General features: G+C 60.8%; 27 protein-coding genes. 13 read left to right on the top strand and 14 right to left on the bottom strand.

Going from position 1 to position 23,008, the window contains the following annotated elements; genetic code table 11:
- The first annotated feature begins 32 nt into the window (after positions 1-32).
- Positions 33-677 (top strand): outer membrane protein, encoded by a 645-nt coding sequence (locus Q2T52_RS05425; RefSeq protein WP_302075636.1) that lies wholly within the window; start codon positions 33-35, stop codon positions 675-677.
- An 89-nt stretch (positions 678-766) separates the two neighbouring features.
- Here the strand turns inward: Q2T52_RS05425 and Q2T52_RS05420 are convergent, their stop codons facing one another.
- The 6 genes from Q2T52_RS05420 to Q2T52_RS05395 form a co-directional block, all read right to left on the bottom strand.
- Positions 767-1,909, bottom strand: coding sequence for an esterase-like activity of phytase family protein (locus Q2T52_RS05420; RefSeq protein ID WP_302075635.1), 1,143 nt, complete (start codon positions 1,907-1,909; stop codon positions 767-769).
- Positions 1,910-2,022: 113 nt separating this feature from the next.
- Positions 2,023-2,850, bottom strand: a complete 828-nt coding sequence (locus tag Q2T52_RS05415; RefSeq protein WP_302075634.1) for a glycosyltransferase family A protein — start codon at positions 2,848-2,850, stop codon at positions 2,023-2,025.
- Between the two features lie 190 nt (positions 2,851-3,040).
- Positions 3,041-3,241 carry a heavy-metal-associated domain-containing protein gene (locus tag Q2T52_RS05410; protein ID WP_302075633.1) on the bottom strand — a complete coding sequence of 67 codons (201 nt, stop codon included), beginning with the start codon at positions 3,239-3,241 and terminating at the stop codon, positions 3,041-3,043.
- Between the two features lie 228 nt (positions 3,242-3,469).
- A complete protein-coding gene (cueR, locus tag Q2T52_RS05405; RefSeq protein ID WP_302075632.1) occupies positions 3,470-3,898 on the bottom strand; it encodes a Cu(I)-responsive transcriptional regulator in 429 nt (142 codons plus the stop codon).
- Positions 3,895-6,393: a heavy metal translocating P-type ATPase gene (locus Q2T52_RS05400; protein WP_302075631.1), complete on the bottom strand. Its 2,499-nt coding sequence runs from the start codon at positions 6,391-6,393 to the stop codon at positions 3,895-3,897. The genes cueR and Q2T52_RS05400 overlap by 4 nt, the downstream gene beginning before the upstream one ends.
- 53 nt (positions 6,394-6,446) lie before the next feature.
- Positions 6,447-7,367 (bottom strand): LysR family transcriptional regulator, encoded by a 921-nt coding sequence (locus tag Q2T52_RS05395; protein ID WP_302075630.1) that lies wholly within the window; start codon positions 7,365-7,367, stop codon positions 6,447-6,449.
- Between the two features lie 117 nt (positions 7,368-7,484).
- Between Q2T52_RS05395 and Q2T52_RS05390 the strand changes: the two genes are divergently transcribed.
- Complete coding sequence (locus tag Q2T52_RS05390; protein WP_302075629.1) at positions 7,485-8,207, top strand: SDR family oxidoreductase; 723 nt, start codon at positions 7,485-7,487, stop codon at positions 8,205-8,207.
- 11 nt (positions 8,208-8,218) lie between these two features.
- A complete protein-coding gene (locus Q2T52_RS05385; protein WP_302075628.1) occupies positions 8,219-8,536 on the top strand; it encodes an Atu4866 domain-containing protein in 318 nt (105 codons plus the stop codon).
- Between the two features lie 45 nt (positions 8,537-8,581).
- Here Q2T52_RS05385 and Q2T52_RS05380 read toward each other — a convergent pair whose 3' ends face one another.
- Positions 8,582-8,992, bottom strand: coding sequence for a hypothetical protein (locus Q2T52_RS05380; protein ID WP_302075627.1), 411 nt, complete (start codon positions 8,990-8,992; stop codon positions 8,582-8,584).
- Between the two features lie 359 nt (positions 8,993-9,351).
- On the opposite strand from Q2T52_RS05380, the gene Q2T52_RS05375 reads away from it, so the two are divergent.
- On the top strand, positions 9,352-11,217 hold the full coding sequence (locus Q2T52_RS05375; protein WP_302075626.1) for a heavy metal translocating P-type ATPase: 1,866 nt from the start codon (positions 9,352-9,354) through the stop codon (positions 11,215-11,217).
- Positions 11,217-11,651, top strand: coding sequence for a VOC family protein (locus tag Q2T52_RS05370; protein WP_302075625.1), 435 nt, complete (start codon positions 11,217-11,219; stop codon positions 11,649-11,651). The genes Q2T52_RS05375 and Q2T52_RS05370 overlap by 1 nt, the downstream gene beginning before the upstream one ends.
- Before the next feature lie 56 nt (positions 11,652-11,707).
- Here the strand turns inward: Q2T52_RS05370 and Q2T52_RS05365 are convergent, their stop codons facing one another.
- From Q2T52_RS05365 to Q2T52_RS05350, 4 genes are all read right to left on the bottom strand, one after another.
- Positions 11,708-12,193 (bottom strand): DUF6389 family protein, encoded by a 486-nt coding sequence (locus tag Q2T52_RS05365; protein WP_302075624.1) that lies wholly within the window; start codon positions 12,191-12,193, stop codon positions 11,708-11,710.
- On the bottom strand, positions 12,190-12,870 hold the full coding sequence (locus Q2T52_RS05360; protein WP_302075623.1) for a hypothetical protein: 681 nt from the start codon (positions 12,868-12,870) through the stop codon (positions 12,190-12,192). The genes Q2T52_RS05365 and Q2T52_RS05360 overlap by 4 nt, the downstream gene beginning before the upstream one ends.
- 168 nt (positions 12,871-13,038) lie before the next feature.
- A complete protein-coding gene (locus Q2T52_RS05355; RefSeq protein WP_302075622.1) occupies positions 13,039-13,560 on the bottom strand; it encodes a GrpB family protein in 522 nt (173 codons plus the stop codon).
- 24 nt (positions 13,561-13,584) lie between these two features.
- Complete coding sequence (locus tag Q2T52_RS05350; protein ID WP_302075621.1) at positions 13,585-14,043, bottom strand: YcgN family cysteine cluster protein; 459 nt, start codon at positions 14,041-14,043, stop codon at positions 13,585-13,587.
- A 172-nt stretch (positions 14,044-14,215) separates the two neighbouring features.
- On the opposite strand from Q2T52_RS05350, the gene Q2T52_RS05345 reads away from it, so the two are divergent.
- The 3 genes from Q2T52_RS05345 to Q2T52_RS05335 all read left to right on the top strand — a co-directional run bounded on the left by Q2T52_RS05345 (position 14,216) and on the right by Q2T52_RS05335 (position 17,630).
- Positions 14,216-16,408: a transglycosylase domain-containing protein gene (locus Q2T52_RS05345; RefSeq protein ID WP_302075620.1), complete on the top strand. Its 2,193-nt coding sequence runs from the start codon at positions 14,216-14,218 to the stop codon at positions 16,406-16,408.
- 93 nt (positions 16,409-16,501) lie between these two features.
- Positions 16,502-17,089, top strand: a complete 588-nt coding sequence (locus Q2T52_RS05340) for a DUF1214 domain-containing protein (RefSeq protein WP_302075619.1) — start codon at positions 16,502-16,504, stop codon at positions 17,087-17,089.
- Positions 17,082-17,630, top strand: a complete 549-nt coding sequence (locus Q2T52_RS05335; protein WP_302075618.1) for a DUF1254 domain-containing protein — start codon at positions 17,082-17,084, stop codon at positions 17,628-17,630. Before Q2T52_RS05340 ends, Q2T52_RS05335 begins: the two co-directional genes overlap by 8 nt.
- Positions 17,631-17,752: 122 nt before the next feature.
- Here the strand turns inward: Q2T52_RS05335 and Q2T52_RS05330 are convergent, their stop codons facing one another.
- A complete protein-coding gene (locus tag Q2T52_RS05330) occupies positions 17,753-18,199 on the bottom strand; it encodes an EVE domain-containing protein (RefSeq protein ID WP_302075617.1) in 447 nt (148 codons plus the stop codon).
- Between the two features lie 3 nt (positions 18,200-18,202).
- Positions 18,203-18,652: a MarR family winged helix-turn-helix transcriptional regulator gene (locus Q2T52_RS05325; protein ID WP_302075616.1), complete on the bottom strand. Its 450-nt coding sequence runs from the start codon at positions 18,650-18,652 to the stop codon at positions 18,203-18,205.
- A 55-nt stretch (positions 18,653-18,707) separates the two neighbouring features.
- Here Q2T52_RS05325 and Q2T52_RS05320 point away from each other — a divergent pair, with 55 nt between their 5' ends.
- From Q2T52_RS05320 to Q2T52_RS05305, 4 genes are all read left to right on the top strand, one after another.
- Positions 18,708-19,076 (top strand): VOC family protein, encoded by a 369-nt coding sequence (locus Q2T52_RS05320; RefSeq protein ID WP_302075615.1) that lies wholly within the window; start codon positions 18,708-18,710, stop codon positions 19,074-19,076.
- A gap of 320 nt (positions 19,077-19,396) precedes the next feature.
- A complete protein-coding gene (locus Q2T52_RS05315) occupies positions 19,397-19,789 on the top strand; it encodes a hypothetical protein (RefSeq protein ID WP_302075614.1) in 393 nt (130 codons plus the stop codon).
- A gap of 217 nt (positions 19,790-20,006) precedes the next feature.
- Positions 20,007-20,729, top strand: a complete 723-nt coding sequence (locus Q2T52_RS05310) for a DUF433 domain-containing protein (RefSeq protein WP_302075613.1) — start codon at positions 20,007-20,009, stop codon at positions 20,727-20,729.
- A complete protein-coding gene (locus tag Q2T52_RS05305; RefSeq protein ID WP_302075612.1) occupies positions 20,726-21,118 on the top strand; it encodes a PIN-like domain-containing protein in 393 nt (130 codons plus the stop codon). The genes Q2T52_RS05310 and Q2T52_RS05305 overlap by 4 nt, the downstream gene beginning before the upstream one ends.
- Before the next feature lie 20 nt (positions 21,119-21,138).
- Here Q2T52_RS05305 and Q2T52_RS05300 read toward each other — a convergent pair whose 3' ends face one another.
- On the bottom strand, positions 21,139-21,321 hold the full coding sequence (locus tag Q2T52_RS05300; RefSeq protein WP_302075611.1) for a hypothetical protein: 183 nt from the start codon (positions 21,319-21,321) through the stop codon (positions 21,139-21,141).
- A gap of 664 nt (positions 21,322-21,985) precedes the next feature.
- Between Q2T52_RS05300 and Q2T52_RS05295 the strand changes: the two genes are divergently transcribed.
- Complete coding sequence (locus Q2T52_RS05295; RefSeq protein ID WP_367187280.1) at positions 21,986-22,951, top strand: DUF2336 domain-containing protein; 966 nt, start codon at positions 21,986-21,988, stop codon at positions 22,949-22,951.
- The last annotated feature ends 57 nt before the right edge of the window (positions 22,952-23,008 follow it).

The following is a 23,008-nucleotide window of genomic DNA, read 5'->3' as shown; positions in this document are numbered from 1 at the left end:
TGGGCTTTCATCCCATGAAGAGGAAGACAACCATGAAGAAGATCCTGTTTTTCGCAGCAGCTGTTGCATTCACCGGTAGCTCGGCCGCCTACGCCGCCGATGCTGTTGAGCAGATCCCGCAGGCACCGGCAGCGGTTGAAGCCGTCGCTCCCGCCTTCACCTGGGGCGGCGCCTATATCGGTGCCCATGGCGGTTACGCCTGGGAGAACGGTGACTTCCGCGACGCCTTCGGCGGCACGGCTTCCGGCAATTTCGATGGCGGCCGTATCGGTGGCTTCGTCGGCTATAACTGGCAGATGTCCTCTGGCTTCGTCGTCGGTCTCGAAGGCGATGTGAACTACGACTGGAACGACAAGAGCTTCGCGCCTGGCTTCCGCGCCGGCACGGACTTCTCCGGCTCCGTTCGTGGCCGCGTCGGCTACGCCATGGACCGCGCCCTCATCTTCGCAGCAGGCGGCTGGACAGCCACCAACGGCTTCGTGAAGGGTCCGGGCTTCGACACCGACAAGACGCTCAACGGCTGGACCATTGGCGCGGGCGTCGACTACGCCTTCACCGACAACGTCTTTGCCCGCGTCGAATACCGCTACAACGACTTTGAGGACAAGAACATCGGCGGCATCAAGGCTGACTTCGACCAGCACGTTGTCAACGTCGGTATCGGCGTGAAGTTCTAAGTTTACAATTGCAGCGAAGGCCGGAGGGTTCGCTCTCCGGCCTTTCTAATTCTATCTGCGGGTGGTGTTGTTCACCCGACTTGTTATCTTCACGGGCGCTTCAGCACCTTGAAGGCATAGAACTGCGTCTTCTCGCTGGCAGCAAAGTTATTGTCCGACACGAAGACCAGAAGGTCGCTGCCATCATTGCCCTTGGCGAGCGTTACGCCTTCGATATTGTCCGGCTGAAGCCCAAGCGCGCGCATATCCAGCACCAGGCTCTTGCGCACCGGCACGATCATGCCCTCGGGCTTGGCGAGCGAAGCTGTCGCGGAAACATCGGTCGCGCCATCGAGGTCGATCATGAAGACCTTGATATTGAAGCCGAACCCTTCGGCAAAGGCGCGTTCAATCGTCAACAGGCGGTGATCGTCCAGCGCCATGATTTCGGAAACACCATTATCCTTCCAGCCCTTGTCGCTGTTCGGCGCCTGCGGGATCGGCTCGATCGGATAGGCATATTGCGCCTTCGGCTTGCCGCTTGCGGCATCGTAGCGGATCAGGCGGGAGAGACCGCCATGCAGCAGGCTCGCAATCGGGCCATCCTGGTTCAGCGTTTCCTCCGTGCCAACCATCAAGTCGCCGGACGGTAGGAAGGCCAAGCCCTCGAAGGCAAGGTTGTCGCGAATGCCGGAGGATTTATCAGCCGCAGGCGCAAAGCCTTCCGGCAGTGTCAGTTCGCGGACAAAGCTGCCATCGGGGCGCGCCACGCGCACGAAGGGCGGCAGCAGCTGCTTGGCGTCCCCTTCGCTCGACCAGTAGATGCCATCGCGGCCGTAGCGCAGGGACTCCGGATCCACCATCTTGATCGCGAAGGGCTTGCCGTCCTTGTCCTGCCAGGTCACCGTGCGCAGAACCTTCACATCCTTGATGCCGGTGGCATTGGCATCGATGGAAAGCTCGTAAAAGCGGGCCGGTGCCTTTTCGGAACGATCATCGGAGATGGCGATATAATGGCCGCTGGCCGGATCGTAATCCAATCCAGACAGACCGCCGATCTCCACGCCATCGATCATGGTGCCGGTGGGAATGACGAACTCACCGGCATAAGCCAGTGAAAACGCCGCCGCGCAATCGCCAAAGGGGCATGGGGTCTCGATCTTGGCACCCACCTCCACCGCCAGGCTGGCTGTCGCCAAAGGCAGCGAGACGGCAAGAGATAGAAGCGTGGACGACATCAGGCGGTGGAACATGGCAACCTCGAAAAGTCAGGAGAGAATAATCCCGACCATGCCTTGTCCGTTTGGCAGCCGCGTAACGGTTCCCACAGGCTGTGATGAAATTTTGATGACGCCCTGTGGACGGATCAGACCACCATTCCAAACTGGCCCTTCTTCGCCCCATCCAGCCGGCGAAAGCGCAGGGCGTTGGAAAGGAAAAGCCGCGGCCGCTTGATCGTCTCGCGGTTCAAGAGATGCGAGCGGAAAACATTGCGCGACTGGCTGTGCGCCTCCACATGGCCGACGCGGTAGACCGCGCCGACGAAGGGCAGCGGCGCAAGCGGCGCCCCCTGCCCGGCCAGGATGCTCTCCATCTTGATGTGGCTGCCCATCATCGCCTTCACATACTCCATGGCATCCTCATCCAGCACATCGGGCAGCTGATAAAGATCGGAGCGGATGAGATGCGAGGTGCCGCAGAGCTTGCTGAAATCCGAGCGCAGGAACAGGAAGCCGCTGCCTTCCGTCCACACATATCCCTTGTCGAAATACCAGCCGGGCGCATCCGGGTTTTGCGCCGCGAAGGCGGTGATGTCGCGGCTGACGAAATCGTCGTCATCGACCACCATGAAGAAGCGGGCATGACGCGCCGCCTTCATGCCGGCCAGCACCCGCTTGCCCTTGTCCACCCGCACGGCCTCATAGACCGCCTCCCGGTTGCTGTGGTCCATCTGGTAATTGGGGTTCGGGGCCAAGCTGACCCGCTCCACATGAAAGCCCTGCGGCAGAACCGGCAGATCCGCCTCTTCGTTCGCCACGATCACGCAGCACCAGGAGGGGTTGGTCTGGGCGGAAATGGATTTTATCGTCTGCTGCAGGCGGGCGATCAGGCCCGGCCAATTCCTGGCGTTTTGCGGGTGCCGCACCGGAATGATGAAGGCGACAGTCTTCCCCACTGAAACGTCCTGATCCATGCATCAGCCTCCTGATTTCTACCGCAGTGCAAAAAGACGTGGCGCGCCTGCTCGAAAAGACAAGTCAGGACACATGCTCATATTTTGATGCGGGAAATGTGCCGGAATGAAGATCGACTGAGAAACCGCAGCGCCGGAGATGATCCGGCGCTCGCTCTGCCTGCATGGTGCTGTGATGAACGCCGGGCGATCAGACCGATTGGCGCTCAGGGCTATAGCCGGCCTCGCGAATGGCTTCTTCCGCCTTGTCGGCGTCGCCTTCCACCACGACCTTGTGGGACGGCAAATCGACAGTGACGGCAGCGCCCGGCAGCACTTCAGCGAGTGCCGAGCGCACCGTCTTTTCGCAATGCCCGCAGGTCATATCAGGGACGGTGAATGTGGTGGTCATGGTTGTTTTCCTTAGGTCGGTTGTGGGAGCTATTTACCCCCCTCTGCCCTGCCGGGCATCTCCCCCACAAGGGGGGAGATTACCGTGTCGCATGCCCACCGCCCATATCAACCGGTACAGCTTGCCTGAAATACAGAGGGCAAGATTGACATGGCGGTCAAGCCTCTTGCTGATCTCCCCCCTTGTGGGGGAGATGTCCGGCAGGACAGAGGGGGGTATATCAAAGGTCTATCGTTTGCGCTCGTTATCGGTTGGGGTGACATCATCATGCACACCCGCCAGATCCTCCAGAATGGGGCAATCCGGCCGGTGATCGCCGCCGCAGCAATGGGAGAGATGCTTCAGCGTCTTCACCATGCCCTGCATCTCGGCAATACGCCGTTCCAGATCGGTAATATGAGCGGTCGCCACCTCCTTCACGGCGGCGCTTTCGCGCGCCTTGTCCTGCCACAGCGCCAGCAGGCGCTCCGTCTCCTCCAGCGAGAAACCAAGCGAACGGGCGCGCTTGATGAAGCGCAGCACATGCACCTCATCCGCCCCGTAAACCCGGTAATTATTGCCCGTTCGGGCAGACGGCCTGATCAGCCCGATCTGCTCGTAATAGCGGATCATCTTGGCGGAAACGCCCGAGGCCTGCGAGGCTTCACCGATATTCATGCACCCGCTCCTTTGAGGTTGATCGTCCGCAGCCGCAGCGCATTGGTCAGCACGAAGACGCTGGAGAGCGCCATGGCGCCCGCGCCGATCATGGGGGAGAGCATCAGCCCGAAGGCCGGGTAGAACACACCCGCCGCGAGCGGGATCAGCGCCACGTTATAGCCGAAGGCCCAAAACAGGTTCTGGCGGATGTTTGCCATCGTCGCGCGGCTCACCGCAATCGCATCCGCCACGCCGTTCAGATCGCCGCTGGAGAGCACCACATCGGCGCTTTCGATCGCCACATCCGTGCCGGTGCCGATGGCGATACCCACATCCGCCTCCGCCAGAGCAGGCGCATCATTGATGCCGTCACCGACGAAGGCGATGCGCTTGCCGCCCGTGCTTAAACGTTTCAGCGCTTCCACCTTACCGGCCGGCAGCACTTCCGCCACCACCTCGTCGATGCCAACCTCAGCCGCAATGGCCTGTGCCGTGCGGGCATTGTCGCCCGTCACCATGGCAAGCTTCAGGCCCATGGCTTTCAGGCGGCGGATGGCTTCCACGCTTGTCGGCTTCAACGGGTCCGATACGGCAATGATCGCCGCCAGACGCCCGCCGATGGCGGCATAAAGCGGCGTCTTGCCCTCGCCCGCCAGCCGCGCCGCAATGTCGGCGAACACCTCTACGGACAGGCCAAGACTTGCCATGAAGCGATCCGCGCCAACGGCGATCCTGTCACCACCCACGACAGCCTCGATGCCCTGGCCGGTCACTGCGCGGACCTCTTCCGCCGCAGGCAGGGTCAGTCGCCGCGCCTCGGCGGCCTTGACGATGGCTGCCGCAATCGGGTGTTCGGAACGGGCTTCCACGGCGGCCACAACCGCAAGAACCGAATCCTTGGCAAAGCCATCCGCCACCACGAGATCCGTCAGCTGCGGCGCGCCCTTCGTCACCGTGCCTGTTTTGTCCAGCACGACCCAATCGGTTTGGCTGAGGGCCTGCAGCGCATCACCCTTTCGAAACAGAACGCCGAGATCGGCGGCGCGGCCGGTGCCGACCATGATGGAGGTGGGTGTGGCAAGCCCCATGGCGCAGGGGCAGGCGATGATCAGCACCGCGACCGCCGCCACCAGCGCATGCGGCAGCGCCGGGGCCGGGCCGATGGCGAGCCAGATAGTGAAAGTCAACACCGCCACCAGAATGACCGCAGGCACGAACCATTCCGTCACCCGGTCCACCACGGCCTGGATGGGCAGTTTTGCGCCTTGCGCTTCACTGACCAGCCGCATGATCTGGGCCAGCATGGTATCCGACCCGACGCGTTCCGCCTGGAAGCGGAAGCTGCCATTGCCGTTGATGGTGCCGCCGGTGACCTCAGCCCCTGCCGCCTTTTCCACTGGCATCGGCTCGCCCGAGATCATGGATTCGTCAACCGTGCTTTGGCCATCAATGACGGTGCCATCGACAGCGATGCGCTCGCCGGGACGCACCAGCAGCACATCTCCCGCCACCACATCCTCCGCCGCGATATCGATGAACGCACCGCCCCGTTCCACCCGCGCCGTCTTGGCCTGCAGGCCCGCCAGCCGGCTGATCGCCGCGCTCGTGCGGCCCCTGGCGCGGGCCTCCAGCGTGCGGCCGAGCAGGATCAGCGTGACGATGACGGTGGCCGCTTCGTAATAGACATAGCGCGCCTCTTCCGGCAGCGCGGATGGCGCAAAGGTTGTGACCAGCGAATAGCCGTAGGCCGCGAGCACGCCGACAGCGACCAGCGAATTCATCTCCGGATGGCCGCGCAGCAGCGTCGGAATGCCCGCTGTGAAAAAACGACGGCCCGGGAAGATCAGCACCGCGCTCGCCAGCAGGAAATAGGTGATATAGAGCGGCTGTTCGCCCACCGTGCCCAAGAGCCAGTGATGGAAGGGCGCATAGACATGGCCCGCCATTTCCAGAACGAACAGCGGCAGCGTCAGCACTGCTGACAGGATCAGGTCGCGCTTCAGCTCCGCCGCATCCTCCTCATGGTGATGGCCATGATCTGCGTGATGCGCGGCATGATCGTGGTCGCCGGTCCGCGGTTCGGCGAGCGCCAACCCTTCCGCCTTCAGCACTTCCACGACCCGGCGGCGCAGATCCCGTCCAAAACTTTCGACGGTCAAATGCGGGCTGCCCGCTTCCAGCTGAAGGTCCAGCAGGCCCGGCAAGACATAGAGCGCTGCGGCCAGCCTTTCCTTCTCATCCGCTGTCACGGGCTTGGATAGATGCAGTTCCAGATGCTCGGCCTTGGGCTCGTAACCGGCCTTGCGGATGGCCTTGGCCAGCGCATCCGCCGAAAAGCCCTCCGCCGGCTGCACCGTCAGGCTTTCGGCGGCGAAGTTGACCGCGCTGGAGGCGACGCCTGGCACTTTCGCCGCCACGGTTTCCACCCGCCGCACGCACGACGCACACGTCATGCCCTCGACGGGAATGGTGATTGGCTCGGCGGTGGCGATGGGTTTCACGGTCTGGTTCATGGCACGGAATCCTTGTCTTCCGTTCCCATGTAGGGCTTCCCATCATGGGAAGGTCAAGGGCGGGCGACAGGCAATTTGTCGCGCTGGCGAAACGCCTTCACGTGGTCGATCAGCGCCCTCAGTTTCGGGGCCAGGTTTCGCCGGCTGGGATAATAGAGATAAAAGCCGGGAAAATAGGGCGAGTAATCCTCCAACAGCGGCACGAGCTCGCCGCGATCGATCGCGGCGCGAAACGTATCCTCGATGCCGAAGGTGATGCCGGCACCGGCCACCGCCATGCGGATCATCAGCGCCATATCGTTGGTGGTCACTTCCGGCGCCACGGCGACGCTGAATTCGCGCCCCGCTTCGGCGAATTCCCAGCGATAGGGCGCCGTGCGCGGTGCTGGCCGCCAGCCGATGCAGCGGTGCTGCACCAGATCCTGCGGATGGGAAGGCGCGCCGTGTCTTGCCAGATACTCCGGCGAGCAGACCGCGAGCTGGCGCACATCGCCGGAAACGGGCACGATGATCATGTCCTCATCGATCACTTCACCCAGCCGCACCGCCGCATCATAGCCTTCGGCGACGATATCGAATTCCTCGTCTGTCACGACGACATCCAGATGCACATCCGGAAAAGCGGCGGTGAAGCTCGCCAGAAGCGATCCCGACAGGAAGCTTTCGGCAATCGAGGAGACAGCCAGCCGCAGCAGTCCGTTTGGCCGTGCCCGCAGTTCCCCCGTCTCAACCAGCGCCGCCGACATGTCAGCAAGGGCCGGCGCAATATTGGCATAGAGCCGCTCGCCCGCTTCCGTCAGGCTGACGCTGCGCGTCGTCCGCTGCACCAGAGCCAGCCCCAGCATTTCCTCCAGCCGCCGGATGGTCTGGCTCACGGCGGAGCGGGTGACGCCCAGCCGGTCTGCCGCGGCGCGAAAACTCTTCAATTCGGCCACCAGGGCGAAGACCGCAAGTGCGTTCAAATCGGGCTGCATTGGTTAGCTTTCCTTACCAGATTGGCAAATAAGAGACGGCTTATCGCGACAATGGTGCCAATCTATCTTCCTGACAACCGCAATCCAGCGGGGTTTTCGAACAGGAAGGAAAGAACCATGGACAAGGTTGTTCTGATCACCGGCGCCTCCAGCGGCATTGGTGCCGGCATTGCGCGGGAGCTTGGCAAGGCAGGCGCGAAACTCATGGTCGGCGCCCGCCGCACGGAGCGGTTGGAGGAACTGGCCGCAGAAATCCGCCAGGCCGGCAATCCGCATGTGGCGATCCGAAAGCTCGATGTGACGAACCGCGCCGATGTGGCGGCCTTCGCCTTCACCGCCCGCGAAACCTATGGCCGGGTGGATGTGATGATCAACAATGCCGGCGTCATGCCGCTGTCGCTGATGGCATCTCTCAAGGTCGATGAATGGGACCGCATGGTGGATGTCAACATAAAGGGCGTTCTCTACGGCATTGCTGCGGTCCTGCCCGAGATGACGGAGCGCGGCTCGGGTCATATCATCAACATCGCCTCGATCGGCGCGCTTTCCGTGGTGCCGACCGCCGCCGTCTATTGCGCGACGAAATTTGCCGTGCGGGCCATTTCCGATGGCCTGCGGCAGGAGCGGCCGGATCTGCGCGTCACCTGCATTCATCCGGGCGTGGTGGAAAGCGAGCTGGCCGACACGATCACCGATCCCGCCGCTGCTGAGGCCATGAAAACCTACCGCGCCATTGCGCTGAAACCCGACGCCATTGGCCGCGCCGTGCGCTTTGCCATCGAACAGCCCGACGATGTGGACGTGAACGAGTTCGTCGTTCGCCCGACGGCGGCGGCTTGAGGAGGATGCCCATGAGAGCTTTTACTACACCTCTGGCCGCCACGCTGATCGCCTTTGCCGCACCCGATAAGGGCACTGGCGTCGCCGCGCAGGCGACCCATCCCTATGTCGGCATGTGGGTTACCGAAGATGGTCGCATCCGTCAGGAATTGCTGCCCAACGGGCGCTATGACGAAGCCCGGGGAACTCGCAAAAGCGCCTATCAGGGACGCTATGTCGTGACGGGCAATCACATCGATTACTGGGACGATACGGGCTTCACTGCCGATGGAGAGTTCATCGACGGCGTGCTGCATCATGGCGGCATGATCTTCTACCGCGAGCGGTAATCCGCAACGCCATGCCGGATCGCGCCCGCCCGCGCTCCGGCATTGTCAGGCCGGCGGTGCGACCTTGGTGACGGCATCGCCGGCAAAGACGATGATATAGCCGCCTTCAGCCTGAAGCTCTGACGCCCATCGAGTGATTTCTTCGACGTACGGCGCAGTGCGCCAGATCTCCGCATGCTCAGGCTCCACCAGCACGGTGACCTGCGGCCCCTGGGCGTAGACCATCATATGCGAGTGGATTGGGTTCCAATGTTCGCCAAGCCTTGTTCCCATCAGCCACAGGCACCAGAAGTCACGGCAGCCTTGCGGTCGGGTCTCATAGATCGAACAGCCCCTGCCCTCCACGCCGTGGCGACAGAGCATGTTGGCGGGCTTTTGCAGTTCATCGATGTCCGGCAGGCGGCAGCAGAGCGTGCACGTGCCGCAGGCGCGGGATGTGGCGGATGGGGTGAGCATGGATGAGGTTTAGGGATTGGCGGGTGAGCGCGCAAGGTGGGTGGCATGTTGAGTGCCTTGTCTCTGTTCCCGAAAAGGAACCGCCCGTACAATCCTGGTGCTTTTGGACCGATACATGTCAGCAGCATAGAGGCGTGTCACAGGCCGCTGGGGCGTGAGTGAGCCACACAAGCTCACAAAGGCACGGATCCATTTGATCGAAACACCCAATTCCTTGCTCAGAGCCACGCTGGCGCGCTTCGATCGCCGCTCAAAGGCTGCGTATGGTGACATCCCGTCTGCCAGGCATGACGCATATCAATGCCTTCTAATCGCCATCGAATAACGTGCTTCCATCACGCTTGCGGAGATGAAGGCCGATGGACCGCTCTACCGAAGACAGGATGAAGACGCTGCTGCTGGGCATCGCGGTGGCGGGTCTGCTGATCGGTCTTGGGCTCCAGTTCGCTGGGCGGCCGGATCTCGCCCGGCTCTGTTGGAGCGCCGCCACGCTTCCCGTGCTGGCGGCGCTTGTTATCGAAATCATCCGCAGCCTGTGGCGGGGCGAAGTGGGGCTGGATGTGGTGGCCGCCCTTTCCATGTCGGCGGCACTTGCCTTTGGCGAGGCGCTGGCCGCCACCATCGTCGCCATCATGTATTCGGGTGGCACGTTTCTGGAGGCCTTTGCGGAGGGGCGTGCAAGGCGCGAAATGAGCGATCTGCTGGCACGGGCACCGCGCACCGCCACACGCTACAGCGAAAGCGGCCTCCAGGAGATTGCCGTGGACGATGTGCAGCCCGGAGACCGCCTGCTGATCCGCCAGGGCGATGTGGTGCCTGTGGATGGGCATCTGGAGGGAACGGCTTTTCTCAACATGGCGGCGCTGACGGGGGAATCCCTGCCCGTTTCGCTGGAGCCAGATGCGGAGGTGTTGAGCGGCTGCACCAATGCCGGTGATGCCTTCAACATGGTGGCAAGCCATGCGGCAAAAGACAGCACCTATGCAGGCATTGTGCGGCTGGTGGAACAGGCCCAGCATTCGAAGGCGCCAATGTCCAGGCTTTCCGATCGCTTCTCGATCGGCTTTCTCGGCGTGACGGTGCTGATTGCCGCTGCCGCCTGGTGGGCAACGGGAGACCCCATTCGCGCCGTGGCCGTGCTTGTGGTTGCCACCCCCTGCCCGCTGATTCTGGCCGTGCCCGTGGCGCTGGTGGCGGGGCTTTCGCGCGCCGCGCAGTTCGGCGTGCTGATCAAGGGCGCAAAACCGCTGGAAAGCATGGCGCGCATTCACACGCTGGTGCTGGACAAGACCGGGACGCTGACCGACGGGCGCCCGCAGATCACCCGTATCCACGCCGAGCCCGGCTTTGGCGAGGATGACATCCTGCGGATTGCCGCATCGCTGGATCAGCTTTCCAAGCACCCGATGGCGCAGGCGCTGGTGGCGGCCGCCAAGGCGCACGGTCTTTCGCTATCCCTGCCGCAAGAACCGGAGGAAGTGCCGGGCGAAGGTGTGGCGGGCCTGATAGAGGGGCGTCTGGTTTTCGTCGGCGGCCATGGTTTCGTGACAGAACGAACGGGGGATGCGGGCCTTGCCATACCAGCCATGGAGGCCGGTTCCGTGCTGGTGGCCGTGGGCGTTGAGCAAAAGCTTGCCGGATACATCCTGATGGCAGATCCGGTGCGGACAGATGTGGGCGACATGCTGGCCGGGCTTCGCCGCGAAGGCGTGAGGCGGCTGGTTCTGGCAACAGGAGACCGCGCCGCCGTGGCAGAGCGCATTGCGGGCGGCTTGGGGCTCGATGCCATCCATGCGGAACTCCCACCCGACCGCAAGGTGCAGGTGGTGCTGGAGGAGCGCAAGCTGGGGCCGGTGATGATGGTGGGCGACGGCGTGAATGACGCGCCTGCCCTTGCGGTGGCGGATGTCGGGGTGGCCATGGGCGCGCGCGGTGCTGCCGCCTCTGCCGAGGCTGCCGACGTGGTGCTTCTGGTCGACCGCATCGATCGCTTACGCTCCGGCATTACCATTGCCAAACGCGCCCGCGCCATTGCGCTGCAAAGCGTGGTGGCGGGCATCGGCCTTTCCATCGCCGCCATGCTCGCCGCCGGTTTCGGCTATCTGCAGCCGGTGGAAGGCGCGCTGCTGCAGGAAGCGATCGACGTGGCGACCATTCTCAACGCCTTGCGGGCTCTGAGGATTTCGGTGGATGATGGACAAAAGGAAGCAGAGAGCGTTCGTTGATGCAGATTGCCCATATCAACCTTGTTGCCCGCGACGCGGATGCGCTGGCGCGGTTCTACATCGACGTCTTGAACTGCGAACCGCTGCGCGCACCAAAGGTGCTGTCCGGTGAAAAGGTTGGCCGAGGCAACGGGTTGCCGAACGCGCAGATCTATTCCATCTGGCTTAGGTTCCCAGGCCTCGACCGGCCGTTTCTCGAAATACACCAGCACGCGGAGATGGTTGATCGCGACCTGCCACGCGTCAACGAGCCGGGCTTCGGCCATCTCTCCTTCGCTGTCGATGATGTCCATGCCGTGCTGGCAACCGTCATCAAGGCAGGCGGCACGCAGATCGGGGAAATCACCGACTTTGGAACGGCCGACAAACCTTTCCTGATCGCCTATGCCCGTGACCCGGAAGGCAATGTGCTGGAGTTCGAAGAGCCGGGGTAACTGGGGCCTTGCCATCAACAGCCAAACCACAAAACGCATCAATAGGCTTGAGGCCCTCATAGCTGGCGATAGGGAGTCGAACCGTAATCGTCCTCTCCAAACATGACCGCTGGAATTCGCATGCCTCCCAGTCCTCGCCAGAGGTACTCGATCCACTCCATGCAGGTGTCGACGATCGCGTCGTTGACGGAGAAGCCAGCATCAACAGATCCGTCAAAAATCGGTACGTCCGGCTGCATTTTCCCGTCGATACATCTGACTTCGAACAATGACCTATGCTCTTGGATAGCCTTGTTGAGCACATAGAGATTAGGCCCCTCAAGATGAACCATGATATCGAAGAATCCTTCCTCGCCTTGGCCCGGATGGATGCCAATCCTGACTTCCAGCGCATGGTCAGGCAGCTTGGACCTTATTTTATCTAACTGCGCCATCGCCTCTGGAGCGCGGGCATCCAGAAACGTCCTGATGATGGACTTGTATTCACCCTCTGACAGGTTTTTGTTTCTCACTTTGAGTGCTCCAAGAATACCGACAGTCAATCGCCCTGCACAACCACGCTGATAAGTTGCTCGGCACCGGGATAGGCAAAGTAATAGGCTGCGTTTCCGGCGAACATTCCATACGTTTCTCTCCTTGATGCTCTTTGATCAGGCGATAAAAAGTCTACAACCACTTGCGGAGGGCTTCCCGCGATGACCGGGAGTAGGAGTCCTTGGACGGTAGAGAAACAAAATACGCTGGGATAGCGATGATCTAAAGGGCGCGGAGTTTCATCGCCTAGAAGCCACTCAGGATCGTCCGCGATACAACCGAAGGGAAGATAAGCGTCATCGGCAGCTGCAGGAACAAGCGCGCGGGCTTGGACCGGCGACAGCAGATCATGCCTCGGCATCAGTTTGTCCTGATGAAACAGGAAGGCCCCATGGAGCGCCTGCTGCTCAATCAATTTGGCTTTGTCGACCGACATTCGCGCCAGTTCGCCGCATGAAAGGGGAGGAATGACGAGGTCCTCCCGTATCTCATCGATGGCCAAGAACATTGCCGCTGTATACCCATGCAGAACGTGACACTCGGGAAAGGCGATTTGAAACACGAATTGCATAGGCTCGCCACTCAGTATGGAGCGGGGAGCATCGAAATCCATCGGCAGATAAGGCACACCACCCACTCGTCCGGGCGTATTCAATTGCACTTCGTTTGCGAGAGCATCGCCCATCCAGAGCTGCATAGAAATTCCCGCTCAATGACAATATAATCACTCATCATATTTTTACTTAGAGCGTGGCCGATCAAGTTCCAACCCTTGATGGATTGCGTTGCGCCAGCTGGAGTTCGAGAAGGCGGGGCGCGTGACCGTCAAACGTATTGATGCCCACAAGCGTTTTCACTCATGGAAGCCGTTTGCCCCTTGTTTCGCAAGCCGTGCGATCCGCTGGCAAAATTCATCCTTGGCTTGAGAATAAGAAAAGGTATCCGAGACGAACCGCACTGCGAGTTCTTGCTTCAATGCCTCATAGGCTCGCGCATCCTCTGGATGCGCCCGCAGGAAGTCGCGAAATCTCAGATGCCGTCCGTATGCCGGATGGCTTTCGACAAACATATGAACGTGATGGGTATGGGGGTTTCCCTTGCGGTAGTAACGGCGGCCGGAGATGCCGCCATCGCCGCGATATTCGTATCCGATCGTCTCCATGGCTGCCGCACAGGCGGCACCATCCTCATCTCGGTTTAAGGCAACCAGGATGTCGATGATCGGCTTGGCCACGATACCCGGAATGGATGTGCTGCCGATATGATGGATGGCGCTGAACCAGCCCTCATTGACATTCTCCATAGCGAGGCGCTCCGTCTCGAATAGGGCGGCCCATCGCGGATTGGGTGGTTCGAGAACGATAGGTGGCTTCATCGACAAGATATCCTATTGCGCTGCCTACCGCCCCTCCCCCACCGTCAGCGGCCAGTCGACCAGATATTCCTCGAAATCATCCACATCCACCTCCTCCTCGGAAACGGTGCGTCCGCGGGCCGAAATGCCGGCCTGGTGCACCGTATCAGGGTCGCCGGAGACCAGCGGGTGCCACCAGTAGAGATCCTCGCCATCGCGCACCAGGCGATAGCCGCAGGTGGGTGGCAGCCAGGGAATGTCGCGCACGCTCTGGGGCGTCAGCTGGATACAGTCCGGCACGGTTGCGGCACGGTTTTCATAATCCTTGCAGCGACAGCTTTCCCCATCCAGCAGGCGGCAGGCAACGGAGGTGAAGGCCACCTCGCCGGTGTCCCAATCCTCCAGCTTGTTGAGACAACAGAGGCCACAGCCATCGCAGAGGCTTTCCCACTCGGCCTGCGTTAACTCATCCAGCGATTTCGCCTTCCAGAATGGATTTTCCATCTTGTCTTTTCCAAGCACTCGCTGATCTTATTCGGTGCAAGAGAGGATGCCGTTTACCCGGCATCAACCAATTGTCAGCCTTTTGCTGACCATATGAAGTGAAGGCTTTTCGTCCTTTGTCACGGGGGCGTCAAGCGTTGAAAAACAAGTCCGGGCAAGGAAACATCCGAGAGTGCAGGACGATCAGAACCAGCCAGACAACCGCCCGCGTCGAAAGCGCCACCTTCTGTTGCGCATCGACAGCTGGATCGATTCGACCGTCTGGAACCTCGGTTTCAAGCTTTCCGAGATCTGGGAAGAAATCACCATTTTCTTCCGCCGCTTTCGCGTGCGCGGCTGGAAGCGCATTCTTGTGGAGCTGGCGGATGAGGGCCTGACCTTCGGCACCGCCGGCTTCGTGCTGCTCTTGGCGCTGGCCATGCCGGCCTTCGAGGAGACCAAGCGCGACTGGCGCAATCGCGGTGATTTCGCCGTCACCTTTCTTGATCGTTACGGCAATGTGGTGGGCCATCGCGGCATCATTCACGAAGATTCCGTGCCTTACGACCAGCTGCCGGATCACCTGATCAAGGCGGTGCTTTCAACGGAAGACCGCCGCTTCTTCGATCACTTCGGCATTGATTTCATAGGCCTTGGCCGCGCGCTGTCTGAGAACGCGCGGGCGGGCGGCGTCGTGCAGGGCGGCTCCACCATCACCCAGCAGCTGGCCAAAAACCTGTTCCTCACCAATGAGCGTTCCATCGAGCGCAAGATCAAGGAAGCCTTCCTGGCGCTGTGGCTGGAGGCGAACCTTTCCAAGAAGGAGATCCTGCGCCTTTACCTCGACCGCGCCTATATGGGCGGCGGCACGTTTGGCGCGGCAGCGGCCTCGCAATTCTATTTCGGCAAGAACATCACCGAGGTGAACCTGGCGGAAGCGGCCATGCTGGCGGGCCTGTTCAAGGCGCCGGCGAAATACGCCCCGCATGTGAACCTGCCGGCGGCACGCGGGCGCGCCAACGAGGTGTTGAGCAACCTCGTGCAGGGCGGCATGATGACCGAGGGCCAGGTGGTGGCGGCACGCCGCAACCCGGCAAGCGTGATCGACCGGGCGGAAAAGCGGGCGCCGGATTTCTTCCTCGACTGGGCGTTTGACGAGATCCAGCGGCTGGCGGATGAAGGCAAGATCAAGAAGCATACGCTTGTGGTGCGCACCACTGTCGATACCGGCCTGCAGGCCGCGGCGGAAGATGCGGTGGAATCCAGCCTGCGCGAATATGGGGAAAGTTTTCGCGTCAAGCAGGGCGCGCTGGTCATGATCGAGAATGGCGGCGCCGTGCGCGCCATGGTGGGTGGGCGCGATTACGGCGAAAGCCAGTTCAACCGTGCCACCAAGGCGCTGCGCCAGCCGGGCTCGTCCTTCAAGCTCTACACCTATACCGCCGCCATGGAGCACGGCTTTACGCCGGAAAGCACCATCTCCGACGCGCCGATCACCTGGGGCAACTGGTCGCCGCAGAATTACGGCCGTTCCTACAAGGGCAAGGTCACGCTGCTGTCGGCCATGGCGCAGTCTTTGAACACCGTGCCGGTGCGCCTTGCCAAGGAAACGCTCGGCATCAAGACCATTGTGGAAGAGGCCAAGGCGCTCGGCGTACAGACGCCTGTTCGCGGCGACAAGACCATTCCGCTCGGCACATCCGAAGTGACCGTGATGGACCAGGCGACCGGCTATGCGGTGATGCCGGCGGGCGGTTTTGAGAGCCGTCGCCACGGCATCCAGCAGGTGCTCGATTACGATGGCAGCGTGCTCTATGATTTCGACCGCGACGAGCCGGCGGCGAAACGCGTCGTGTCCGAGCAGGCGATGTCATCGATGAACCGCATCCTGACCCAGATCCCCGTGATCGGCACGGCCAAGCGCGCAGCACTCGATGGCGGCATTGTGACCGGCGGCAAGACCGGCACCTCGCAGAGCTACCGCGATGCCTGGTTCATCGGCTTTACCGGCAATTACACGGCTGCCGTCTGGTTCGGGAATGACGATTACAGCCCGATGAATAACATGACCGGCGGCTCGCTGCCCGCCGCCACCTTCAAGAAGCTGATGGATTATGCCCATCAGGGTATCGAGCTGAAGCCCATTCCCGGCATCGAAAACCCGCTGCCCGCCAAGCGCCCTGCCGCCCCTGCCCCGGCAAAGGTTGCCAAGGGCGCTGCCCAGCCGGAAGTGCCGGTGCTGGTGCGGCCGCGTTCGCTTTCGGCTGATGCCACCCGCCTGCTGCGTTCCATCGGCGCGGATCTGACCAATGCCGCGCCGCTTTCTGCCGGGCAGAAGCTGGCGGTTGTGGATGACGCCAAGCCGAAGACCGTGGTTGGTCGCTAAAAATCGGCTTGCCGCGATACCGAACAAGCCGAATCTGCGATAGAAGCAACCGACGTGGTCCCCTCGTCACTTCGCAAGGATGATACCCTCTCCGTGTTTCGCCTCCCGCTTTTCCTCGCGCTGATTTTGGCGATCGCCTTTGGCGGCGGTATCTGGTCGACGCTTGTCGCGCTGAATGCCACGGTCGGCTTCGGCGCGATCAAGCTCGGCGCCTGGCAGGCCTTTCCGCAGGCGCAGACCGTGGATGCGGACCCTTACGCCAAGGCGCACAGGGCAAACGCCGGACGCCTGCTTCTGGGCGGCGCCGAAGGCCTGCGCTTTACGGCGGATGTGGATGAAAGCGGCGAGCGGCTGAATGGCAACTGCACCTATGCCATCATCGGCAAGACGCCTGTCGCAAGGCTCTGGACGCTGTTTGCCAGCGACCGCAACGATCAGCCGCCCTCGGGCAATGCGGACCTGCCCTTGGCGCTCAACTCCCGCATCATCCTGCGCGAGCGGGATGGAAGTTTTGTGGTGCAGGTGTCGAGCGAAGCGCAGGCGGGCAACTGGCTGGCGGTGCAGCCCGCCCGCTCCTTCCGGCTGACGCTGACGCTGCTGGACACGCCGACGGCCGGCAGTTCCGGCCTGATCGATCTCTCCATGCCGCGCGTGCAGAAGATCGGGTGCGGCCATGCTTAAGCTCATCCTCGCCATCATCACCGGGCTGGTCGGGGCGGCACTGCTGCATCTGGTGATCATCCTGGCACTTCCCTATTTCAGCGATCGCGACGCCTATACCAAGGTCGTCGCACAGGGAGAGGCCTATCGCTTCCATGTGATCGGCAATAGGCCGGACAATAAGGGGCTAGTGAAGGATGATCCGTTTCTGGATGTCGCCGTCTGCTCCTTCGACCTGACGGAAAGGCCGGTGCGGCTGACCACCCATAACGGCGTGCCCTTCTGGTCGCTCGCCACCTTCGACGCCGCCTCCAACGAAACCTTCAGCATCAACGACCGTACCGCCGCCGCAAGCGGGCTGGATGTGATCATCGCCAACCCCATTCAGGCAACGGCGCTGCGCAAGACCATGCCCGCCTCGCTGATGCAATCCATTCTGGTGGAAACCCGCCAGATGCAGGGCTATGCGGTGCTGCGGGTGATGGCCCCGCAGGCAAGCTACAAACCCGCCGCCGCTGCGTTCTTGAAGGATGCGACCTGTACGCCTGTGGCATGGAAGTGAGGGTGTGGCGGCATCATGGGGCAAGTTTGCGCCAAGTCGAGAAGCGCGTCCACGCATTGACGCAGTCAGCCTATATCAGCTTCGGTGCTTACTTATGACGCCCGGCAAATACAGGCGCGACGTCAGCCCCGTAGGTGGTCAAATTCCGTAAGAACACCCATCGCATCCGTGATCAGTCGCATGTCTTCCTCATCAAGCCTGCGCTTCGGCCCACGCATCACCATGCCCCAGTGGGTGCCTTGATCGCGGGTTAGCCGGAGCCTCTCCAGAAGCGGCTTGATCGGAGCGGGCTCTGCCTCCTTCAGATAGTCCACATCAACCCGGTATGGATTGAAGTTCATCGCCTGCTCGGCGCGATAAGGTGCGTCAGATCTCACGCGGCCAATGGCGGTAAACGCCTGCACCACTGCGCCCTCACCGATCCCCTCGCGCGGGGAGTAGTAGACGATCCAGTCGCCCTTTCTAAGAGACTTCACTGCGATATGCTTGCCGTGCCCAAGCTGTGCAAAGCCTCCATCGCACCCTCCGCGGACATGCTGTGCCGATGCGACACCCATCCAAAACGTCATGGCTCAATCCCCCTCAAGCGCATCAGCGCAGCGCCGCAGAAGATCGCCCAGCAACTTGACCTCCTCGCTGGTCAGGCCGGCCAGCATCTGCCGCTCGACGGTCTCGGCTGCGATAGTACCGGCCTGTGCCACTGCTCTGCCCTTTTCGGTCAGCTCTGTCATGATGATACGCCCATGTTCGGGGTGCGGCGTGCGCACGATGAACCCGTCTCGCTCCAGCGTGACGAGCATGCCCTGCATGGATTGAGGCGTTACAAAAGCAGCTCGCGCCAGGGAAGCATTGGATATCTGCGGGTTGTTTCCGATGGCAAGCAGCACCGCATTCTGCGCTGCGGAGACGCCAGTTTCGGCCAATTCCGCCTCCAACCGCTGCCGCAGACGGTGTTGTGCGATTTTCAAACTGTAACCGATCCAGACCTCTCCGCTTGAAGGGTCCATTTTACGCATTGACATATCAGGTTCCTGATATTAAATGTAAGGAACCTGATATTATAACGGAGCATTCAAAATGACAACACCGATCGGACCATCCTTCATCGCGTTGCAGGTTCGTGACCTTGCAACGTCCGTGGCGTTCTACAAGGACGTTTTCGGCTTCACCGCAGCAGACCGAAGCCCGCCGGGCGCTATCGTTTTCACCACAAAGCCGATTGCGCTGGCACTGCGCGAACCGCTGCGGCCACTGCCGGAAAACGGCCCCTTGGGAACTGGCATGGTGTTGTGGGTTGCCTGCGACGATGCGAACGTCTTCCACGACCTGATCGTCAAGCGCGGCGGGAAGATCCTGAGCCCGCTGAGTGATGGCCCGTTCGGCAGATTTTTCGTGGCCAGCGATCCCGATGGTTACGCCATTACGTTCCACACAGCGCAAGGCTGAGCGTGGCTATTCCGACGCTGATGACGTCGAAGAATATTGACTTGAAAGACACCGAATACCCAACCCGGACTGTTCGTCACCGGCTGGACGGGTGAGCTTGGACGCGTCGATATCGAGGCGTTCTTAAGCGACCCGGCAAACGGCATCTTGGCGGGCGTCTTGGCCCGCAGGCCAGCTACAGACCCGCCGCCGCCGCGTTCCTGAAGGACGCGACCTGCACGCCGGTTGCGTCGAAGTGAAGGTGAGCCCACTGGGCATCTTGTCACCCCATGGTCACACAGTAAATATTTGGACAGAAGTCTCCAGACCCTAATATGAATATGAAAAAACTTCTCTTCAGCTTGATCATTGGCTCTACATTTTCTTTTTTGGCGACTCAGCACCCTAATGCCGCCGCGCTCAAAAAGTATTACATGTCCTATGAATGCCGGCCAAAAGAAGAAAATTTTACTATATACAGAACAGCAGACGAAAACTCATTTCATACTTTTGACAAAAGCTCGAAACCCCTGAAAGGCCAGCCAATTCACCTGAATATCAACCAGTTTGACGGGAAATTATTCGACTTTTATTCCGAGTCCGACGACTTTTCGCCGGTGCGAGCAAAGGGAGGGATCGCGTACGGATGGGGCACAAATTCGTATGAGGACGGGGTTTATTACGAAATAGAGCCGAAATATTGGAACTGCGAAGCGTATCGTAAAACGAGATGACTGCGCGTCAATAAAGGGCATGCGCTTCGATGCGCTCGCAGCCGTCTGTCGTTACCGGGATTGCCAGCCGGTTTGTATCGAAATCGTTCTCAGCAACTAGCGACAGAATTCAAGCAATTGAAACGGATCGGTGATGAGGTAAACTCCAACTGTTCCGGCCCCCCATAGGCTTTCAAGGAATCTGTTGCCTGAGTTGAATATATGAGTAGGCTGCAGCATGATTTCGATACAGCATAATCGTCCTTCCGAATTGATCGGCGTCGGTTCCTATACCGCGGTGGAAGCGGCGCGCCTGTTGCGAACAAGTCCCCTGAATGTGAACCGCTGGCTAAAAGGATACGCCTACAATCGCGCCGGAACGGTCCGAAAGATGCCGCCGCTGTGGATCACGCAGCACGTATCTGTCGAGGAACATCTGGAGATAGGCTTCCGTGACCTGATCGAACTCCGCTTCGTCAAGGCATTCCTGGATGCGGGCGTGGGGCTACTCGCCATTCGCAATTGTCTTGAATACGCGAGGGAGTGCGCCCAAGACGATCGGCCCTTTTCGACTCGACGGTTTCAGACAGATGGCAGAACCATATTCCTTGAAAGCATCGAGCGAGCCGGGGAACAAGGCACAGAAACAAAGCTGCTCGACCTCAAGAAGAAGCAGTATGTCTTCAAGGACGTTATCGAGAAAACCTTTAGGGACCTCGACCTGGAAGACGACGCCGTCGCCCGTTGGAGGCCGTTCAACGGAAAACCGTCTATTGTGATCGATCCAGAGCGAGCTTTTGGTCAGCCGATCGCGACTGATTTTGGCGTCCCAACTGTTGTTCTGGCCGAAGCCGTTGCGGTTGAAGGCTCCATTGATGACGTCGCTCGCCTCTACGAGGTTCCGGTTGGGGTCGTTCGTGATGCGTTGCAATTCGAGAGAGATTTGAAGAGAGCAGCTTGAAGGTTTTGGTTGATGAAAATCTTCCCCCTGCTCTCGCGCGATCATTGAACGCGCTTTTTGCCGGCAAGCATGAGATCCGGCATCTTAGGGAACTCTATGGTCCCAGCGTCAAAGATATTCAGTGGATCGGCGAACTGAGCGCCGATGGAAGGTGGATTGTCATTTCGGGCGACCGCCGCATTACGCGCAACAAGGCCGAATATCATGCTTTTCGCAGTTCCAACCTCGTCGGATTCTTCCTGTCAAAAGGTCTTATGAAGTCGACGATCCTCAAACAGATGGAACGGCTCTGCGCGCTATGGCTCAGCATCGAGACTCAGGCGTCAATTGTTCAAGGCGGAGCAATGTTCGAACTGCCGATCAACAGCATCCGCCTCAAGCAGATCTGACCAAAGCCGGACATCCCCCCTCAGTGCTTTTCCACCGAGAGCGCAATTTCATCCATCATGCGGTGGGTCAGGTCCTCGATGCGCTCGTAACGCACGCCCATGAAGAAGTGCAGTTCCGCCGGAACCACTTTCTTGCTGAGCTTCAGGCCAGCGCGCGCGGGGTGTTCATCACGCCATTTCTTCAAGACTACGATCTCTGCCATGCTCGTCTCCATTGATGGATCTGAGACGGATGAAGAACAGACCGATTTCATCCTGCCCTCTCCCAGGGCCGGCGCACCTCATCACGAGGCATCTGCGCCTTTCTCGTCTGCGGCCCGCCTCCACTTAAACGGCCACAGCGTTACCTACTACGCACAACCCTTGCCGGTGGTTTCATCCGGCTGTACCGAACATCCCCTTCGGGTTCGAACCGAAGGAAATGCCGCCGCCTGACACCGGCGTGGGATGTATCGATAGTGAGGATTCAGCCAGACGACCATTAACAAATCCCTAATTCTACCGGACAGGTTCCCTTCCATTATTAGTTGTTGCTTAAGCGCATCACGGCAGCTTTGAGACAGCGGCAAGGCGCCAGGTGATGCAGATCGGCACATCTGCGGTGGACAATTCAAAAGCGGGGCTTCCGCTTCACCATTCATTAACCCCGAATTGGCTAGCATCAGCACATCCATGCCAAGTCGGCACAGGCGGCGCCTGCCATACGTTTTGCCGCTACTCCGAGCCTGTCCAGCTGGACACGCGGTCGATGATGCACCGCGGCCAACATGAGTCTGAATCGTTTGTATTGCGTCGATGGGATTGACCGTGGATCGGTATCGTGAACTTGAGCAGCCGCAGGCATTGCGCAGAAAGGATGTGGTTCTGATGGCCACGGTCACGAGCTTCGAGGAGCTTGAGCACCCGACCAAATCGGAACTGCGTCAGTTTGCCGAACTCTTTGCGCCCCTGTTCAACGCCTCCAGCGACGAGGCCCGCCGTCAGGCGGTGGCCGCCCTTTCCCGCAGTGCGCATGTGCCCTCCGCCGTGGCCTTCTTCATCGCCAGCCAGCCGATCGCCGTCTCCGCGCCCTTCCTGATCCACTCGCCCTGCCTCGATGACGAGACGCTTGTTACCATTGCCCGCACGCAAGGCGGCGAGCATGCGCGCACCATCGTGCAGCGCGAGAACCTTTCCACCACGGTCGTGGATGCGCTGGTCGGGCTGCGCCATGCCCGGTCCGTTGCCAAGTCAGTTACCAAACCTGCCGCCAAGCACGCCGCTGCTACCCCTGCCCTTTCCGAAGCCGCGCCTGAACTGGCTGAGGCTGCCGAGAGCGAAGGCCGGCATCTGCGGGAAGAGGCACTGCGCACGCAGATCAAGCAGCTGGCCGCCCATCTTTCCCGCCCCTCCTCCGATCGGCTCGGTCTTCGCACCATCACCACGGTGCAGGAGGCGCTGCTGGTGCGCTTTGCGCGCGGCCGCGAGGCCGACAGCTTTGCCACCACGCTGGCCGACACGCTGTCTGCCAGCCGCTGGCTTGCCGAACGCATCATGCTGGATATTTCCGGCCATCAGCTCGCCACCACGCTGAAGGGGCTGGGCGCGGGGCTCGAGGAGTCGCTGTTCATTCTGGAACGCTTCTACTCGCATCTGCGCGAGATCATCGGCGATGTCTGCCGCTCGCAGATCCTGTGGGACACGCTGGATGCGGAAGAGTGCGCCGCCCGCATCGAGGCCTGGCGCCGCGCCGATCAGTACACCTACGCCACGCCCGTCCAGAAGCCTGACGCGGCGGAGCCTGTGGTGCGCACCTCCGCCAGCCAGCGGCCAAAGCTCCGGGCTGTCCGGTAAGACACGACCAAAGTCTCCGCCACAAAGCAAGCACATGCCGCCTCTCCAGACCCGGCG

Source organism: Rhizobium oryzicola (assembly GCF_030504645.1).
Classification (GTDB): Bacteria; Pseudomonadota; Alphaproteobacteria; order Rhizobiales; family Rhizobiaceae; genus Neorhizobium; species Neorhizobium oryzicola.
This window is presented reverse-complemented; position numbering and strand designations above follow the sequence as displayed.